Origin of the sequence: Paenibacillus hunanensis (assembly GCF_014645615.1) — a bacterium.
In the GTDB taxonomy this organism is placed as follows: Bacteria; Bacillota; Bacilli; order Paenibacillales; family Paenibacillaceae; genus Saccharibacillus; species Saccharibacillus hunanensis.
In genome coordinates, this window is sequence record NZ_BMMB01000001.1 from 510221 (window position 1) to 528453 (window position 18233).

An 18233-nucleotide genomic window follows, 5' to 3' on the forward strand; every position below is an offset into this window, starting at 1 on the left:
CACCAAGCAAACATTCAAAATTACATTGCAATATCAAATAAGTAGTAGAAAAATGAAAAAAGTTCAATATACCTATACGCACTGGAGGTGGAATGATGCTGTCAAAGTGGAAGAAACGAAGTACCACCCCATCCAATCCATACGATCATTCGTCTACATCTGCTGGTCATCGTCATCCTGTCCTCCAGCTAAAAGAACTGACGAAGCGCTATGGCGAGCAGACCGTCCTGCATGAGATCAACTGGTCGGTACAGCCTGGCGAATGCTGGGGCATTGTCGGCCCCAATGGTAGCGGCAAAACGACGTTATTGCAGCTACTAGCCGGCACAGAGCATGCCCAGCAGGGCGAAATCTTTTTGCAACAGCGTCCACTCCATACCTACAGCCGCCGTGAGCTTGCACAGCATACAGCAGTGCTGGGACAGGAAGGACTGGCACCATTACACTACCCGGTCAAAGAAGTGCTAGCGATGGGACGCTATCCTTATCAAAACTGGCTCGGTCACGACCAGCTAGCTACAGCGGATCAATTGCTAGACGAGATCATGGAACGACTCGATCTAAAGGAGCTTGCCGATCGCCCATTGGATCAGCTGAGCGGAGGACAACGCCAACGTGTAGCATTCGGTAAAGTCATGGCACAGCAGCCCAAGCTACTCCTACTAGATGAACCAACCACCTATCTTGATATCGCTTATCAGGTGCATTTTATGGAATGGCTAGATACATGGCGCAGAGAAAGCAACATCACCGTCATCGCCGTACTACACGACCTCAACCTCGCCGCCCGCTATTGCGATCGATTACTAGCCCTACAAGAAGGCCAAATCATGATGCAGGGAACCCCGGAGCAATTAATGGAAGAGTCCGTCCTAAAACAACTCTTTCGAATCCGCCCCGCAATCGTCCATCATCCCGATATCGATGTCCCCCAGCTGTTATTAAAACGACGTTGAGATGCACTAAAACAGCATACTTACTACTGCTGCTTAAATCCTGTAAGCAGGTATTCCAGATCAAGATCAGCTCCCTAAAAGGAAGTAGACACAGCATCAAATGAATATGCAATTGTCTCGCCGCTAAAATGAATACTGCTCTACTGTTATTTAACTGCGATATTCATTCATAATATTCAACCAACGATCGAACAAGGATCAGGTGTCTATGATTTAATCTTTAATAGTGCGATCTTCCATATTTCAATAAAGTGAATGCACCTTAGATGATTATAATGCTATCAATAAAAAATGCCGTCCCCTCCAAAGGCGAGGGGACGGCATTTTTTGCTCGAATGATGTAATACTCACTTTTTTGATTAATCTTGATAGGTTGATCTGAATGATAAGTTTCGTATCACAATTTGTTGAGATACGAGATACGAGATACGAGATACGAGATACGAGATACGAGATAAACCGCACAGAACGAAGGGAAGGAAATAAGGGGAAAGGACGATTTACAGTGTTAGCGATCTCCTAACATGAGGTGCAATAAAAAGTGATTTTTGCGAAGCAAAATATCTTACAGCTTTGGAGGGGCGGGAATCTACAAGTCATTCCTAATCCGTAGATTCCCGCGGCTCCACTGAGTCCGTCCCCTTATTCCTTCCCGAAGTGGTTGCTGCCCACCCAATACTCTATCCAATAGACTCTATTAAGCAGCTCAATCTCACTAACCCCGCACTCTATTTAAGCGTAAACTTACTAACCGCATCCTGCAACGACCGAGCCTGTTCATTCAACTCTTCCATAATCGCCGCATAAGCAAACATCTCCGATGATTGACGATCCGTATTCTTCGCAATCCCTTGAATATTATCCAATGCCTTCTGCGTAATTTCAGCCGTTTCATCTACCGAAGCACTCACTTCCTCAGACCCTGCTGAAATCTGCTGCGTAGCTGCTGAAGCCGATTGTACCGTCATGTTCACCTGCTGTACCAGCTCAACGAGCTGATCAAATGACTGACCTGCCTGCTGCACGAGCTGTGTACCGGATTGGACTTCCTCGCTAACACGATTCATCGATTCAGTAGATTTGAGCGATTCCTCACGAATGGATTGCAATGCTGATTCGATCTGCTGAGCAGCTCCGCGTGATTGATCTGCCAGATTGCGAACCTCAGCCGCTACGACCGCAAAGCCGCGTCCATGCTCACCAGCACGAGCCGCTTCAATCGATGCATTCAGCGACAGCATTTGAATCTGCTTGGTGATCTCGCCGATGGACAATAGAATCTGACTGATCGATTCCGAACGATTAATGAGCATTTGAACCGATTCGCGTGTGTCGGATACAACCATTTCAACCGAATTCATTTGCTGAATCGCATGCTGTGCCATACCGTTACCGGATACCGCGTGATCGGAGGCTTGTCCCAGCTGCTCTGAGATATCCGCAGTCGAGGAAGCGATATGCTGAATACCGTTAGTGATTTCTTCCATTGCACGTGCATTTTCCGTTGAAGAAGTGGCGATCATTGTACTTCCGTCCTTGATCGTAGTGATCGAGTTAACGGATTGATCGACCATGCCCTGCATTTTGGTGATCCGTTTGCTAAGCGCTTCTGTACCGAATAGAACTTTGTCCGAGCTATCGATCACATGATTTACCATCATGCGCAGATTCTCAGTCATCAATCGGAAACCGCGTGCCAGCTGAGCGATCTCGTCGCTGCCCTGCATCTTGATATCCTGTTGCAGATTCCCCTCGGCAACAAGACGGGTATGACGTACAAGACGTGCGAGTGGCAGGGTGATTTTACGACTAAAACGATAAGCGACGAACAGACATACTGCAACCGACGCGATGGCTACGATGATTGTAGTTACGATCAGGTTCGTTATAATGCCGCCAACAAAGCTTGCATCCATGCTTGCTGCTACGAGAACAGAGCTGCCTGGAATACGATAATAATAGGTCACATGTGCGCCATTTTCAGTCGAGTAGAGGTCAGTGAGCAATTTACCTTTGTCCATCGCGATGTTGATATTATCGCTCAGCTCTACTTCCTGACCATCCTTGAAATTCTTCGATTTGTTGGAGGTAGCAGCAACGACTGCCTTATCCTTATCGACACGAAGCACATACAGATTATCCAGCTCATACGTATTCAACTGATCATTAAGATACGTTTCCAGCTTCATAATTTCGCCTGTATTTCCCTGTGCAGCCTGCATTACCTGTGTATTATCGATTCCTTTTAAAATCCCATCCATTGCGATACTTAGCACCTGACGGAATTGAGGTACCACATTGTCATTGACCACTCCACGGGTCATAAAATAGAAGAACGTACTCATTACAAGACAAACTACAATAATAAGGAGAGCAAAAGTAACCATGATCTTACGGCTAATCGATTGATTCATTCGAAACATACATAATCCCCTTCCTGTACTTGACACGATGCGAGATCTAAGATGTAAATATGCCAGTTCATCCTGTCTTTGATTCAAACACAGTTTACATACGTTAAAATAAGTGACGTGAGCAGTGAAATAAATTATCCGATTAAGGATCTAATGTAACAAAAGCCGGTCTTAGCGACTTTAGGCTTATTTTGTCAATAAAACATCCGACTCCCTTCAAGCTTCCGGAAACATATAATCTGTTAGTAGCAGTAAATATGCAAAACCAGGCTTTATACATGCTTAATGAACTAAGTAAAAAGACTTAAATGATTATCTATATTATATCAATTGACCGTTGTTTGAATAGTTCTTTGAGTCGATAAAATGATAAAAATACAAAAAAATCTGAAAAACAACAGCATTTTCGTGAAAAAATCTATAATATTTAACATATAGCTAACATCGTATTTTGCTTTACAATTTATAGGTGATTAGACGACACTACCTTTAAAACAAATGTTTAATTGCAAATGAAGCATGATGGGACGGCTCCGTTTCGCTAGCTCATTCAGTTTGAAACGCTTAAAAAAGGATACTTTTGACAGCAAAACAGGGTATTTAGACACAAATTGGGGTTGTGGAGTCGGTATTCCTGTGATAAAGTAAAACAGTTTTCAGCATGTTTCGCGGTTCGTAACCATCCCGCGTTATCAAAACTAGGGGGAAATTGGTGTGTTTAACCTATGGTGGGGTATTTTATTCGTTCTTGTTACGTATACATTATTTGTTCTATGCTATCGTCTATTTGGAATTAAAGGGATCTATGGCTGGATTGCGATTGCAGCGATTCTGGCGAATATTCAGGTGATCAAAACGATTGAGCTTGTCGGTGTCGTGACCACGCTCGGTAATACGCTATATGTGAGTATGTATCTGGCAAGTGATCTGCTGAATGAACGATTTGGACCACAGGTCGCTCGTCGTGCGGTATGGTTTGGCTTTCTCACATTGATTATTACGACGATTGTAATGCAGATGGCGCTGCAATTTGAGGTGGCACCTGGCGTGGATATTTCAGCAGATGCGCAGAGCGCACTGGAGCTTATTTTTGGACAGGTCTCGATTTTACTGATTGCGAGCCTGACCGCGTATCTGGTCAGTCAGCTGCTCGATGTACGTCTGTATCGCTGGCTGCGTCGTTCATTTCCGAAGCCAGAGCAGCTATGGATTCGCAATAATGGTAGTACAATGATCAGCTCATTTGTCGATACACTGATCTTTTGTACGATTGCATTTCTCGGCATTTATGATTGGTCGGTCTGGCTACAGATTCTGTTTACGACCTATATTTTAAAGTTCATTTTGACAGCAGCAGGCACGCCGTTCCTGTACTGGGCGCGTACCTTTAAGGCTCCGGCAGAGGATCAGCCCTTATTGCTGCGCCATGGCTCCGCGCATAGTGAAGCAGAGCGAGAATGGACTTGATTGGCTGAGCATTTTCACCGGACGGGTAGCGCAATAGCTATTCAAAACAAACCAAGCGATGGATACGCAGCATATGCGTATCCATCGCTTGGTTTTTTATTTACAGCATCGAAGCACGCTTCTTGAATATAGAAGCAGGCTTATGGACTGTAATAGATATTGTATAAAAAAGAGCAAAGAATGCTTCGGTCTTGTATACGAATCTACACTATAAAATAAAGCATAGATTGTTAGCCTTGCTAGCGTTACAAAGCATAGCTCGCTTGGCTTTAATTTAGCCGATAACTGTCAGCTCTTTCGGGAACGAGGATAGCACATCTACACCCTGATCGGTAACGATCACATCGTCCTCAATACGAACGCCGCAATGACCCGGAACGTAAATGCCTGGCTCCACGGTGAACAGTACGCCCGATTCCAGCAGGTTCTCATTTCCGCCATGAACCGATGGATATTCGTGCGTATCCATGCCCAGTCCATGTCCAAGACGGTGGATGAAGTATTGTCCATAGCCGGCTTCCGTAATCACATCGCGTGCCGCTTTGTCGATCGAGGCAAAGGTTACGCCCGGACGAGTCGCTTGAATGGCCGCTTCATTTGCAGCGAGCACCGTATGATACACACGAGACGTTTCCTCATCGATATCACCGAGTGCAAACGTACGGGTAATATCCGAAGCATACCCATTATAAAATAGACCCAGATCGAACATGACCAGCTCGCCAGCTTGCAGCTTGCGCTCACCAGGTACGCCATGTGGTAGTGCAGTATTCGGGCCAGACAATACCATCGTATCAAAGGCTGGTTTTTCTGCACCGACCTTCTTCATCTGGTATTCCAGCTCAGCTACGAGATCCAGCTCGGTCATACCGATTTTCAGACTGGAGATACCACGGCGCAGCACTTCCTCGATCTTTTGAATCGATAGACGCATACGCTCCACCTCTTCTGGTGATTTGCGTGAACGCATACTATTCAGCATGCTTGTAATATCATGATAGGCTTCCGCTTGCAGCACCTCAGCCAGCTGTTCAAAGCGTGCCACCGATAAATGCTCCTTTTCCACGCCCAGCTTACCGACTTTGCTGCCGATACATTGTTGCAGGCGCACATACGGATTATCGGTATCCATATGCGTTTCAATGCGCTGAATGATCGATACACTACGTGCCTTATCGGCATCGAGTGCAGGCAGCAAAATAAAAGGCTCATTGCCTTCTGGAATAAACAAGCCTAGAAAGCGCTCGTGCGGATCACTGGCGAAGCCGCTCAAATAGTATACATGCTTGGGATCGGTAATTAGCAGGCTGTCCAGCCCGGCTTGCTTCATCAATCCACGCAGTGTGGCGATTCTGTCGTCCATAAGTTACAGCTCCTTGTCGTTATAAAATAATCCTCATACCAAACATACCCGTATGAAGTCCTTATGCTCACTTTGTCTATTGTAGCGGTTAATGTGGCTCAGGAAAAGTCAGTCGGTCATGAGGGATAGATCAGAGCAGCTTACCAACATGTGGAGTAGCAGGCAGCTCAAGCGACATATCGATGGATGCAGAAGGAGATACGGCGTTCGTTCTCGAACATAGTTTACAGATACGTTTTAGGGTACAGATATGTATTTGAAGCAAAGGAAGCATGTTTGTAAAAGGAGGTAAGAAATACCGTGCTCAAGCTAGTACCGGAAAAAGTAGACTTTTACATATCGACCACCGATCTGATGGCAAGCTATACGGAATCAGGTGGCGTAACGATTCGATTGGATGTGCAGACGAGAGAGGATTGGCAGCAGGAGCGTTATCGTGAGCTGGAGCTGATCTTCCAGACTGTTGCCGAGCTACGTTGTATAACAATAAATATATTTGAGCATGTAGAGCATGTGATCGAGCTAGCGGAAGGTGCAGATGATACAGATGCATTTTGGCAGCAGCATGGCTATCATCCTAATCCGGGAATCTATGAAGTAGAGGCATCCGAGTGGCTGGCGGAAAAGCAGTCGCTATATGATCCGAGAGGACGACTTCAATTGAAGCATTATGTGATTGCAGGTTATGACAGTCATATCGAAATACTTGCTTCCAGCTATCAATATCGAATGGTAGAAGCACAATAGAACAGAGCGGAGGCTGCGAGGCTATCTAGCCGTTGCCATGGCTTATCTTCATATCAATAGAAGCTTGATTATAAAAAGCCGCCCATCCCTGTACATAGGAATAAGCGGCGTGGATGAAGCAGATGATCTACCCAGCTATTATGCTGAGGCGGACAGCTAGAACCAGAAAACTAGAAGCCGTCTTTTGCAAATAAAATATTGTACACTCGATCTACAGGGCACTCATTTTTAACCGTGAGCCGCCTTTAGTGCAGACTGAATTTCTTTCATTTGCTCCAGATGACGCTGTTCATGCAGTCCGATAAACTCTACCCATTCCTCCAGCGTCATCGAGCCGAAGACAGGGTGGTTCATCGTCTTCTGCTGTAGCTGCTGGGGATCACTACTCTGCACAAGCTGATTCAGATGCGAGCGTGAGCGTGACAGACGAGTATGCAGCTCTTGCCGCGTCATATGCTTATCCGCAGGCACAAGGTCGGTGGGCGCTTCAATTCGGCGCGAGCGATCCGGTGTCAGACGGAAAGAAGGAACATCGCTATGCTGAGACAGTGGCGGTGATGTAGGCTCATTTTGCTGTAGCACTGTGCCCATGCGTGTTGTAATGGCTGTCTCCATCAGGTAAAGATGCTCAAGCACCTGTGCCATACTCCATTGTCCGGCACGGGCATGTTCATTTAGTAATGTTTCGTCCTGTGAATCCATAAAGTCACAAATATGCTGGCGCATCGTAACAGTATGTGGATGAATCATAACAAAACCTCCTTAAATGGTGGTTTGCCTGCTAAAGGCGCGATACTGTGCATCGAAGCCCAAAGCGGTTATAATTGCAGAGTACCCCGCTAAGCTTCCCTTTGAAACGAAAGCAGCTTGAACTGCTTCTATACCAGATTATACACTAATTGGGAGCAGGACAGCTATCGAAGGTGTCGCGAGGATAACGGGGAGATACATAACGTACCAGATTACGCCTCGTTCAGAATGTCATGAAACAGGGTAATAAAGAGCAGCAAGCCAGATCCATCCCTGCTATCATCGTCTGCTCCATGAAGCTCACTATAGCGATAACAGGGGAAGTGGATGAGCATTTACACTTGATGAATGGCTGGCATGTTTACGACAGCAGCATCCCGATTCGGTTTGGAAAAGGAAAGGAGCTTGATGAGAAGATGACATCTATGCAACCCGGTCAACCGGACCCAGAACAACAACGCGAAATGGAAGAGGATTACGGCTACGCTCCCATTTATACGGTGCAATTATTATATAAAGAAAAGCCTGTTATTGATCGCGAAGCCTTATATGCCAAAATTATCGAATATACAGGGCCTGTTCGTACCTCTGAGGATTTAGCCGAGGATACGGAGGAGACACTGGCCGTATGGGAAGCGCGCAGTGAAGCGGGACATGAGGAGGATGAGGATCATTACCATTTCTTCCACCTGAATCATACACTGAACTATCAGGAAGGCCCGATGCCTGTACAAACGGTATTGATGCCAGTCAATGATACACCAACAGTCGAGATGTATGAGACGGCGCTCCAACAATCGTGGCACTGGGCAGAAGCAGCAGGAACGATCGAAGCGTGCCAGTATGAATTGATGCTGACCGATATGATGGCACGAGGCATGCCGCCACAGCGCAGATTGCCGCTCTTCAACAATGTATTGCGAGCGATTTTGGAGGTAGCTCCATGTGAAGCCGTATATTACAAAGCAAGTGATAAGCTGGTTTCCTCAGCAGAGCTATTACAGGCGCTTCAGCAGGATCAGCAGCTCTATGGTGCCCTGAATATTCGTCTGTATCAGATTCCAGGTGATAGTGAGCGGAAGGAAATGGTGATGGATAGCTGTGGACTGGCAGCGCTTGGCGTACCGGATGTACAGTGCCATTTCTATGATATGGAGCCGGGTGAGGTTGCTCAATTTCTGATGAATGTCGCCGATTATGTGTATCATCAGGGCGATATTATTGCAGATGGCGAAACGATCGGTCTGCATGAGAATCAGCGCTGGCGTGTGGAGCATCAATATGCGCTGGTTATGCCGCGCCGCGTTGTGCTTGATCTTGATCCAGGCGAAACCTACTATGCTGGTCATCAGCAATCCCATCCATCCAGTGCTGGACAGGATCAGGTCGAGTAATGGAATATTATAAGCTGCGCTTTGAGGAAAGTCAGGAAAACTATTATTTTGAAGTCGATGATGAGCGCACCGTATTGCGTCAGGTCATAGAAGATGAAGGACACTGGATTGTCTCCTGCCGTCCAGATGAGGAGCTGCATTTTTGCCTGTTTGATCAGGTATTTGATCAAAGTATGGACGATGCAGAAGGACGAGATATTACACCAGAACAGTTTGAGGAAGCATGGACGATAGCGACACGTCCGTATCGTAAAGCATGGGAGCACACCAAGCAGCGCTTTACGATCGGAGCTCAGGTGGCTGGCATCGTAGAGGTATTTTATCCGCAAGGAACGATCCTCAGTCTACCCAGTGATGCGTACGGCATTTTGGACGACCGCGAATGTAATGGATCACCTGTAGCGGAAGCACGCGCACCCGGCTATATGCTCAAGGCGTATGTGATCGGCTGGGATGAGGTCAATATGTGGCTCAAGCTGTCATGCAGCCAGCCAAGCTAAATGAGTAAAGGAGAAGCAGACATGCTAGATGCAGTGATCAATTCTTTACAACAAAAGCTACAACAGCAACAGCTATTATCTGCAATGACCTGGGAAGAACTCGATGAAGCTGCCTATCTCGACTACCGCGATGGAGCTGATTTTGATACGGATTGGATTAATGCTTATCAAAAGCTGCGCCGAGAAGGCTTAACCCCAGCCGAGCAAGATCAGCTACAGGAATGGAGCCGCCTTGCCTTCGATGAAACGATCAAAGCCTCGGGAAGTGGCGATCTAGCCGCCTATGTCAGCGACGACATCGACCTCATCTTCAGCGCCCATCTGCTGGGCTTGAATGATGACTTTGTCAACTGGCTAGCGAGCTGTTACAATGAAGGCCGTTTGCCAGCTTGACGAAGCTGGCGACAACTAACAAGCTTACATTATAAAGCTATTTATCGTGAGTATGCTTCATATAATTAGCATGATTACAATGATGTAAGTAGGCGGCTTTCTATAAAGCTAAGATGCCAAAATACTAATTAATATTAACGTTCTATATGTGATTAAAGCATTTTTAAATTCACGTTGATACAAAGTTTAACGTATTAAGTGAACGCAGAGGATGCTTCTACAATTTTATTTTGAAGTATATACTTCAATCCATCCTGGATTATAAAGATGTTATTGCTCTTGAGCAAAACGATATGTTGCGATAAGCACAGAGCGAGGGCAAGGAAATAAGGGAAAAGGACGATTTTGGAGCCCGGGAATCTACCTTCACTCCTAATTCGTAGATTCCTGGGCTCCACCTAAGGACGTTCCCTTATTCCTTGCCAGAGCGGTGTGCCCATCACAAACTCGCCTGTTGCTTAAACCCACAAACATCTTTTTTAACTCCAAACAGAACAATTCAAATACGCCGTGCACCCATTATCGGGCAGCACGGCGTATCATTTGATTAAACACTTCCGATAGCACCAAACCCAGTGCAATCGAACCCGACAGCATCGCTGCCTGAGCCGCAAGCGCAGTAGCGGCGGCATAATCGTTTTCTACAAAATTACGCATCGAATTGTAAGCCAGTCCACCCGGTACGAGCGGAATTACACCCGCAACGCTGAAAATAATAATGGGCGTTTTGTAGATGCGTGCAAAAATCTGGCTAATCCCGCCTACGATAAACGTAGCGATCAATGTAGCCGCAATTGGATCAATATGGGTATATAGCAGCACATACACCATCCAGCCAAGCATTCCGGCGATGCCACATTGCAGCAAGGAGCGGCGTGGTGCATTGAAAATAATACCGAAGCCGACAGAGGCGATAAAGCTGGTAATAAGCTGAGCCAGCATAACAGAATTAACCTGCCTTTCTGTCCAGACAAGCTGGATTACATAAATGTTAAAATAATAGCGACTCCCGCGCCAATCGCAAAGGCGGTTAATAGGGCATCTGCGCCCTTGGAAATGCCGGACACCAGATGACCTGCCATCAGATCACGAATCGCATTCGTAATGAGCAGCCCCGGAACAAGCGGCATAACCGAGCCGATAATAATTTTGTCCAGCTCACGCCCGATATGGAACTCGGTAAAAATCGAGGCAAGCAAGCCGATACAAAAGGCAGCCGACAGCTCGGCGAAAAATTTGACCTGCACCCATTTATGCAAATACAGCATTGTCGTATATCCGAAAAATCCAGCTATCACCGAAGGCAGAAAATCATACCAGCTTCCTTGAAACATAATCGTAAAACAGCCACTCGCCAGCGCGGCGGCAATCATTTTCATCCACGGGGTGTATTCCTGTGGGCCTGCTTCAATGACTTTGAGCAGAGTGTAGGCTTCCGTAGCGGTCAATTCACCACTGCTGATTCGCCGTGAAATATCGTTAACCTGCGCAATTTTGTGCAGATCGGTTGTGCGCTCATCGATTCGTACGAGCCGTGCGCTCTCTGCACCGGTTGTCGAGAACATGATTGCGGTTGGGGTGACATAGCTATGCGCTCCAGGCATCCCCGAAGCGACGGCAATACGGGTCATCGTATCCTCGACACGATACGTTTCCGCCCCACTTTGCAGCATAATCTGCCCCGCCAGCATACACGTATCCATAATCTCGTTAATCGCCCGGCTGAACGTTGACGGTTGCTCCAAGCTTCTTCTCCATCCTCTCTTGAACATTCATCTCTCACATTATGCGTGATCTATGAAAATCATTCAATCCTAAAATCAACTTTTGCAAAAAACATCCTTTTGCAGAAACTCTAGCAAACAAGACAATATTGCACATCAATGCAGGTATACCTACGGAATCTGTTGCCCAATCCCAACGCTTTCTCACATTATATAGACAAAACCCAAAGCCAAAGTCCTATTTTTGGAAATTTGCAATAAAAAATCTTTCTTCTTGCGTATGAAAGCGTATAATGTTATTTAATCTACTATCCAGCGGCTGGTATGATCAGCGTCAACCTCTATACGTTCGACCTCACCACACGCAATAGTGGGATCGGTAGGATCTCTGTGAGCGCTGTGGTTGCTGGCAGCGATGCTCCAGTATAAGCACAGTTCGCTTCATATAAGACCTCCGAATTACCGCTCTGTCGGCATGGCTATAATTTTACTGCTAAGGGAGGAAAGAAGGATGGACAAGGTATTACATCACAGTAAGGTACTGGAGGATGTGTTCAAGGAAGGATTTCACCTGGAACAGGTCAAATTCTGGAGAGGACAACGACGAAATCTTGCTTTTTATACCGAGTCTATCGGAGAACTGCGCGTGACCACCGGCAAAATTGTTGCAGATGATCCGTACAGCCTGATTGAATCGACCCCTTTTGTGCAGGAGTTCCCTACAGGCTCTTTTCGAGTAGAGCTATCGATCGCAAGGATTACTGATCCTCAAGCCGATCGCGGACTGGCGGCAGATGAACGCGTAGCGTTTGCACGGATTATATTTAGCGATGCACCGGTAGTAAGCTGGGAAGGTGCAGAGCGCGAGTTCAGTCCTGAAGCAGACCCGAACAATCTGTACGAGCAAGCACGCTGGGGATTTGCCGTAGATTCTGGCACAGGCAGCTATCTGGATGCCAGAGGCTATCGCTGGCTTGCAGAGCAGCAGGAACTCGACAATCCTGAGCTGGCACAAGAGCTGATGGACGCCTGGGAAACGGCGGCAATGGACAATTTTCGTGCCAACCGCAGCTGGCTTATGACCGAGCTGGAAACCGGCGATAATATGGCAATATTCTCAAGTGGCTTCGGCAACGGCGTGTATCATAGCTACATTGGCTATGCAGCAGATGGAAGCTGTGCACAGCTGGTTACCGATTTTAATGTGTATCCTGATTAATAGGAGTAGCAGATATTAAGCTATTATGGTCAATATAAAGAGTACATCATAAAGGTGTGGCATGTTCTGTGCTACGAGGGGAACAGCTGGATGAGTAGATTCATCCGGCTGTTGCCGTGTAATAATACATAAAGCAAGCCTTGTACCTGTGTAGGAGTAGGTTGGCATGGGGAATAGAAGGTAAGGTAGTCAGATCATGAAGCTCAAGCAGAACAGTACAGGCTGGGCGACAACGTAATATCCAAATGAGGGGAGAGAGCAAGATGAGCAATCTGGATCGAGCGATTATTCTGGCAACACGCGCCCACTCCGGTCAGGTCGATCGGGCAGGGCAACCGTACATTTTACATCCATTACGAGTGATGCTGAAAATGAGCAATGAGGAAGCGCGCATCGTAGCTGTGTTGCATGATGTACTGGAGGATACCGAGGTAACGGCACATGATCTGGCAGCAGAAGGTTTTTCAGAGGAGATCATCGAGGCGGTGCAGGCGATGAGCCGACGTGACGATGAGGATTATGAAGCCTTTATCCAGCGTGCCAAGCAGAACTCGATTGCACGCACGGTGAAAATGGCAGATATCGAGGATAATATGGACCCATCCCGCAACCTGGAGCCATCGGTGAAGGATATGGAGCGTTTAAGCAAATATGGACGCGCATTGGATGAGCTAATGACAGAGGCGCAGGAATCGAATTAAGTAGGGGATATAAAGCAAGAAACGCACGATAAGCAGCAAAGAAAACAATCAATAAGAAAAGCGATGCAAAACGACTGCCATCACAAGGCAGTCGTTTTTTATACTGTTCATTTCCATATAAAAGAACATCCCCAGCGCAGCGATAATAAGCCATACATATGCAGCAAACAATAAAATATAACAGGTGTTACAGAAATAGCTAGATAAAGTAAGGGAATCGACAATAATCGTCAAAATACATCTAACCAAACTGAATTATGTAACCGATAAGTAGTTAAATACTTGTTTCTCCAAGTATATTGAAATATGTCCTTTGAAGGGGTTATAGATGATGGTTAAAAAAATAAAAGAAGCATCAAATGCCAAAAAGGTGATTCATTTCGCAGGAACATCGATTCTGGCAACAGGGCTTGTCGCTGCACCGGGATTGACATTAGCAGATGGTAATACGTCAGGTAGCGCAGCCTCCACACCAACCTCTTATCAGATTAATCAAGGCGCGCCAGAAGTGTATCAGGGCGATTCGATTGCTTATTTTCAACAGAAGTTTTTTAAAGGACAATCCTCTACACTGACTTCGGGTGAAAGTGGCTCCGCACCCATCGCACAGAGCTTGAACTTTGTGATCAAAAGATCCGCTATCTTCGCAGGTAAAGTGCAGGCTACTGATCAGGACGCCAATGATTCGTTATCTTATCAACTCGTAAGCCAACCGGCCAACGGCACATTAACACTTGATGCACAAACTGGAGAATTCACATATATCGGCTATGAAGCAGGAACCTATACATTCGCGTATCGAGCAATCGATTCGCATAATCTAAGCTCTGAACCAGCGACGGTTACCTTTGTCGTTGAAAAAGATAAAGATAAGGACAAGGATAAAAATCAATCGTCCACAACCGTTACACCAGCGCAGCCAGAGGTACAGCCTTCACAGCCAGCTGCTCCAGCAACGAATGGCGATATTACGATCGATGCGGTACACACCGACAACAACCAGAGCCCATCCAGCAATACGAGTGGACGCACACGTGGTGTAGCAACACTGTCCGCCACAAGCACAGAGCAAAATGCCGTACTGAACGTGCTTTATGACCGTATTGCTAATACAATCAAAGAAGCTCAGCCAAAGCAAAGCATCGCGATTGACGCGAGCATTTTGAAGGATAAACAGCAGTATCAATTGAATTTTGCAGGCAATGTTGTACAGGATCTGCTGAGCAAGCAAAATGGTCTGACGCTGCAAACTGGAGATATCAAGGTACAGCTCCCATCTTCTGTGCTGAGTCGTGTGACACAGCAGCAAAATCTGAGCACAAACGATGCAGCCACATGGACATTGACCGCGCAAAAGGTGGCAGCACCAGCCGCAACCGACTGGAACGGCACACCAATCCGTCCAGTAGTTAACACCGCATATCAGCTGAATCTTAATGTTGCTGATGCTGGCAGCAATATCTCACCAGCTACGTATGCAAATCGTTATGTGAAGCTCAGCTTCCTTGTGCCAGAAGCAACAGGCGATACCAGTAGCTATGTAGCACTTGCAACAGATGCAGCCGGGCATACGTATACGGTACCTGTAACGTTTGATGATCAAGGGCAGGCGACTGTGCATACACTGGAAGGCAGTACCGTACAAATTGTTAAAGCCGCTGCGCCAGTAACAAGCAGTAGTTCCCCAGCGATGCAGTTACTGGAGCAAAAGCAAATTGTCCCTACAGTAGATCGTGCGCCTCAAGCTACAGATGGCTCGTTAACCCGTGGTGAGCTTGCCCTGTATTTATCGCGTGCGCTCGGTGTGAATACAGCGACGGTTACCGGAAGCACCTTCACTGATCTAGGTACCGCTTCGGAGGAGAGCCGTGCGATCGAAGCACTGTTCAAGGCAGGCGTACTGAAGGGAATTAGCAATACGGAATTTGCACCGGATCGTGTGATCAGCAGAGAGCAGCTGGCGGTTATTTTGACTCGTGCCGCTGCGGCTTATGGACTGAGTGAAGACGGTGCTTCCGCTACAAACACAGCAACAGGTAGCTCCTCAAGCAAATGGGCACAGGATGAATTGCAGCAGGCACTTGCACAGGGTAATGATACCGGTATCCGTTCATCAGGTAGTGCATCGTTGACTGCACAGCCGGATATGAGTGAAAGCGAAGGTGCTCAGACGCTGGTAGACTGGCTGAAAAGCACGAAGCTGGTCGACTAATCGTACAGGCTTCATTTCATTATTTTGAAAGCCTGGCACTAGGTGAGTCCGGCAACAGAGCAACGCTGGAGTACCCATATTCGTAGGCTATATAAAGTGATGGGCAAGCTAGCCTGGCATAGTTATGCTTGTACAGCAGGATCAATAGACAACAGTAAAAGGAGCAGAGCGTCGATTAGACGTCTGCTCCTTTTTTTGTGTATAAATTAGGCTAATGCTTACGATCGATTCACCAGCGATACCGCAAATGGAATCGTGTATTTGGCAACCTCGAATGGGTGGAAGGAATTGCCGATTCGATTGAAGTTCGCTTCAAACAGCCAGACATTTTGCTCCTTATCAATACCTAGATCGATCGCCATCTCAGGAAAACGTTTATTCAAGCGTGGCTCCAGATACGTCGCAATCGCTATAGCGAGCTCGCGTACTCTGCGATCCATATTTCCATCAAGCGCTTCTCCATACTCTGCACTTAAAAACCAGCTCCACTTGGTGGATAAGCGTAAGGTTTGCTCATGATTCGTCACCTTACGATAGGTCGAGACGGCGATATAGGGCTGGATAAACACAACCTCCCAGCTCCCATCGACTTGCTTCATCATATGGGTGCGCAGATGAAACGGGTAGCCTTCACCCGTCGAGCTATTCACAAACCGCTGTAAAATATAGCCCTGTCCAATCGTCATCGCCACAAGCTGACGAAGCTGCTCTGCTTCGAGCGTGTGCAGATACGATTGGTCGAACACCTCATAGCTGTCCTTCAGTCGCGTAATATTAAAAATATGCTGTCCATGCGATCCCGCATCCGGCTTTAACACCGTTTCCTCATGCCGATCGATAAACGAAAGCACCTGTCCAGGCAGATGAGACTCATAAAATGGAATCAGTGCTGAACGAACATGCTCCGGTGCTTCCAGCAATAAGCGATAAATATGCATTTTGCTCATCGAGCCGCTTTTCAGCTCATGCGTAGCAGGGATATGTGTAAGTTCATTGTAAAATCGCGAATAAGCGGCAATGCCGCGCTTTTTCAACCGATCCAATAGCACATCTGGATAAGGGCATGAGTACGCGACCCATTCGGAATGTTCCCATACATAACCGAGCATACGCTGCTGTTTGTAAAAGACATCCTCAGCACGCATCCGCACAACTATCGCGTCATGCAGACGAGCAACTGCTGAGCAAGCCTCTACAAAAATCTCTTCACTTTCCTCAGCTGACGGAATCGCCAGCAATCCGATGATCGTCTGCTCCGTATTCAGCTCAGGCACCTGCTCCAGTATATGATGCCGATGAGCAAGATAACGAGCATAGCCAATCGTATGGATCGCCCGTTCTGCTTCATGCTCTCTCGTCTGCGGAGCGGTATTGGCTTCATAGAACCACCATTTGCCAGATGGGTCTACAGCTAGATCCAGACCTAGCTCATCCAGATTGTAATCGTAAAGCTCATCAATCGCATCCGCCAGCTGAATACCGGTTGCAGGCAAGTGCTGGATCGCTTGCTCAGCGGACTCGGGTCGATAGCGGCGAAGCCAGTCTGTCCATTCTGCCGTCTGACCACCCTGCTCCAGATTGCTAGTCACACGATCCTGCTCACCATAGCGAATATAGATACGTGTAATGACAAATTCACCCTGTTCATCGCGCTGTACATGAATTCGGCAATCAAAGGGCTGACGCGCATCATTCGTGCTATCAATATAGCGCTGGACGAGAAACGTCTGCTCTCCGGTCAAGGATTGGATGAGCTGCTGCAATTCAGCTACTGAAACACGCTGTATCGTATCCTCCAAGCGCCAGATAAAGTACTGATCGTCAGTCGCTGTAATCCGTGCAATCTGCTTACCCTGACGACCGTGATCGGGCTTGAGAATCACGTCCTTTTCCTGTTCCAGCATATTCAGCAGACTTTCCATGCCTGCATAAATGATCGTAGGAATGATGAGAGAAGACCACGTAGTCGACTTCTTCAGTTCATTTTGAATGCGCAATTTACCATGAATAGAATAGGAGGTGAAGGTGACGAGGCGATTGAGCTTTTGTTCGAGAGGAGAGCGTTCATGGGGAAGCTTGGGCATTTCATTGATCACGACATCAGGAAGTGGGTGAGTTTCCACCAGCCAGTTATCCGACAGGTCTGGATTGGGAACCATCGCCTGAATAGTCAGCTGCTGCGAATTGAAGCTAGCTTCATCAAAAAGAAGCAAACGCACATCGAGCTTCCTTGCTGCTTCGACCAGAGCCTGAATACGAGTAGGTGGTACTACGTTTAACGGATGAGCCGCGTGGTAGATCCCTATGTCTGTCATCGACATCCTCCTTTTATAAAATAGGTAGTCATAATAATAAACCATCCGGGACAGAACGTCCCGAATGGAATGTGGATC

The 18233-nt window shown here is 46.9% G+C and carries 15 protein-coding genes; 9 read left to right on the forward strand and 6 right to left on the reverse strand.

Translation table 11 applies throughout. The features are described 5' to 3' along the window. Positions 1 to 92 precede the first annotated feature (92 nt). Positions 93 to 956, forward strand: a complete 864-nt coding sequence (locus IEX62_RS02170; protein ID WP_229685560.1) for an ABC transporter ATP-binding protein — start codon at positions 93 to 95, stop codon at positions 954 to 956. Between the two features lie 728 nt (positions 957 to 1684). Here the strand turns inward: IEX62_RS02170 and IEX62_RS02175 are convergent. After that, positions 1685 to 3379 carry a methyl-accepting chemotaxis protein gene (locus IEX62_RS02175; protein ID WP_188773753.1) on the reverse strand — a complete coding sequence of 565 codons (1695 nt, stop codon included), beginning with the start codon at positions 3377 to 3379 and terminating at the stop codon, positions 1685 to 1687. A 705-nt stretch (positions 3380 to 4084) separates the two neighbouring features. On the opposite strand from IEX62_RS02175, the gene IEX62_RS02180 reads away from it, so the two are divergent. Continuing rightward, positions 4085 to 4837 carry a queuosine precursor transporter gene (locus IEX62_RS02180; RefSeq protein WP_188773754.1) on the forward strand — a complete coding sequence of 251 codons (753 nt, stop codon included), beginning with the start codon at positions 4085 to 4087 and terminating at the stop codon, positions 4835 to 4837. Between the two features lie 274 nt (positions 4838 to 5111). On the opposite strand, the gene IEX62_RS02185 is transcribed toward IEX62_RS02180, so the two are convergent. Next, positions 5112 to 6200 (reverse strand): M24 family metallopeptidase, encoded by a 1089-nt coding sequence (locus tag IEX62_RS02185; RefSeq protein ID WP_188773755.1) that lies wholly within the window; start codon positions 6198 to 6200, stop codon positions 5112 to 5114. A gap of 300 nt (positions 6201 to 6500) precedes the next feature. On the opposite strand from IEX62_RS02185, the gene IEX62_RS02190 reads away from it, so the two are divergent. Next, positions 6501 to 6947, forward strand: a complete 447-nt coding sequence (locus IEX62_RS02190) for a hypothetical protein (RefSeq protein WP_188773756.1) — start codon at positions 6501 to 6503, stop codon at positions 6945 to 6947. Between the two features lie 228 nt (positions 6948 to 7175). On the opposite strand, the gene IEX62_RS02195 is transcribed toward IEX62_RS02190, so the two are convergent. Beyond that, positions 7176 to 7697, reverse strand: coding sequence for a DinB family protein (locus tag IEX62_RS02195; protein WP_188773757.1), 522 nt, complete (start codon positions 7695 to 7697; stop codon positions 7176 to 7178). Positions 7698 to 8113: 416 nt separating this feature from the next. Between IEX62_RS02195 and IEX62_RS02200 the strand changes: the two genes are divergently transcribed. Genes IEX62_RS02200 through IEX62_RS02210 form a run of 3 tightly spaced genes read left to right on the forward strand, consistent with a single transcriptional unit; the run spans position 8114 to position 9984 of the window. Beyond that, a complete protein-coding gene (locus IEX62_RS02200) occupies positions 8114 to 9091 on the forward strand; it encodes a DUF4261 domain-containing protein (RefSeq protein WP_188773758.1) in 978 nt (325 codons plus the stop codon). Further along, positions 9091 to 9591: a hypothetical protein gene (locus IEX62_RS02205; protein WP_188773759.1), complete on the forward strand. Its 501-nt coding sequence runs from the start codon at positions 9091 to 9093 to the stop codon at positions 9589 to 9591. The genes IEX62_RS02200 and IEX62_RS02205 overlap by 1 nt, the downstream gene beginning before the upstream one ends. Before the next feature lie 21 nt (positions 9592 to 9612). Next, positions 9613 to 9984 (forward strand): immunity protein PIM1 family protein, encoded by a 372-nt coding sequence (locus IEX62_RS02210; protein ID WP_188773760.1) that lies wholly within the window; start codon positions 9613 to 9615, stop codon positions 9982 to 9984. A gap of 519 nt (positions 9985 to 10503) precedes the next feature. On the opposite strand, the gene IEX62_RS02215 is transcribed toward IEX62_RS02210, so the two are convergent. Both IEX62_RS02215 and IEX62_RS02220 read right to left on the reverse strand, forming a co-directional pair. Beyond that, positions 10504 to 10926 carry a threonine/serine exporter family protein gene (locus IEX62_RS02215; RefSeq protein WP_188773761.1) on the reverse strand — a complete coding sequence of 141 codons (423 nt, stop codon included), beginning with the start codon at positions 10924 to 10926 and terminating at the stop codon, positions 10504 to 10506. Positions 10927 to 10964: 38 nt separating this feature from the next. Then, the gene (locus tag IEX62_RS02220) at positions 10965 to 11687 is read right to left on the reverse strand and encodes a threonine/serine exporter family protein (protein ID WP_229685591.1); all 723 of its coding nucleotides are present in this window, start codon (positions 11685 to 11687) and stop codon (positions 10965 to 10967) included. Between the two features lie 532 nt (positions 11688 to 12219). On the opposite strand from IEX62_RS02220, the gene IEX62_RS02225 reads away from it, so the two are divergent. The 3 genes from IEX62_RS02225 to IEX62_RS02235 all read left to right on the forward strand — a co-directional run bounded on the left by IEX62_RS02225 (position 12220) and on the right by IEX62_RS02235 (position 15840). Further along, the gene (locus IEX62_RS02225; RefSeq protein ID WP_188773763.1) at positions 12220 to 12927 is read left to right on the forward strand and encodes a DUF4241 domain-containing protein; all 708 of its coding nucleotides are present in this window, start codon (positions 12220 to 12222) and stop codon (positions 12925 to 12927) included. Positions 12928 to 13190: 263 nt separating this feature from the next. Further along, positions 13191 to 13628, forward strand: coding sequence for an HD domain-containing protein (locus IEX62_RS02230; protein ID WP_188773764.1), 438 nt, complete (start codon positions 13191 to 13193; stop codon positions 13626 to 13628). A gap of 328 nt (positions 13629 to 13956) precedes the next feature. After that, positions 13957 to 15840 (forward strand): S-layer homology domain-containing protein, encoded by a 1884-nt coding sequence (locus IEX62_RS02235; protein ID WP_188773765.1) that lies wholly within the window; start codon positions 13957 to 13959, stop codon positions 15838 to 15840. A 218-nt stretch (positions 15841 to 16058) separates the two neighbouring features. Here the strand turns inward: IEX62_RS02235 and IEX62_RS02240 are convergent, their stop codons facing one another. Continuing rightward, entirely contained in the window at positions 16059 to 18155 is a 2097-nt protein-coding gene (locus tag IEX62_RS02240) for a YheC/YheD family protein (RefSeq protein ID WP_188773766.1), read from the reverse strand. Between the last annotated feature and the right edge of the window lie 78 nt (positions 18156 to 18233).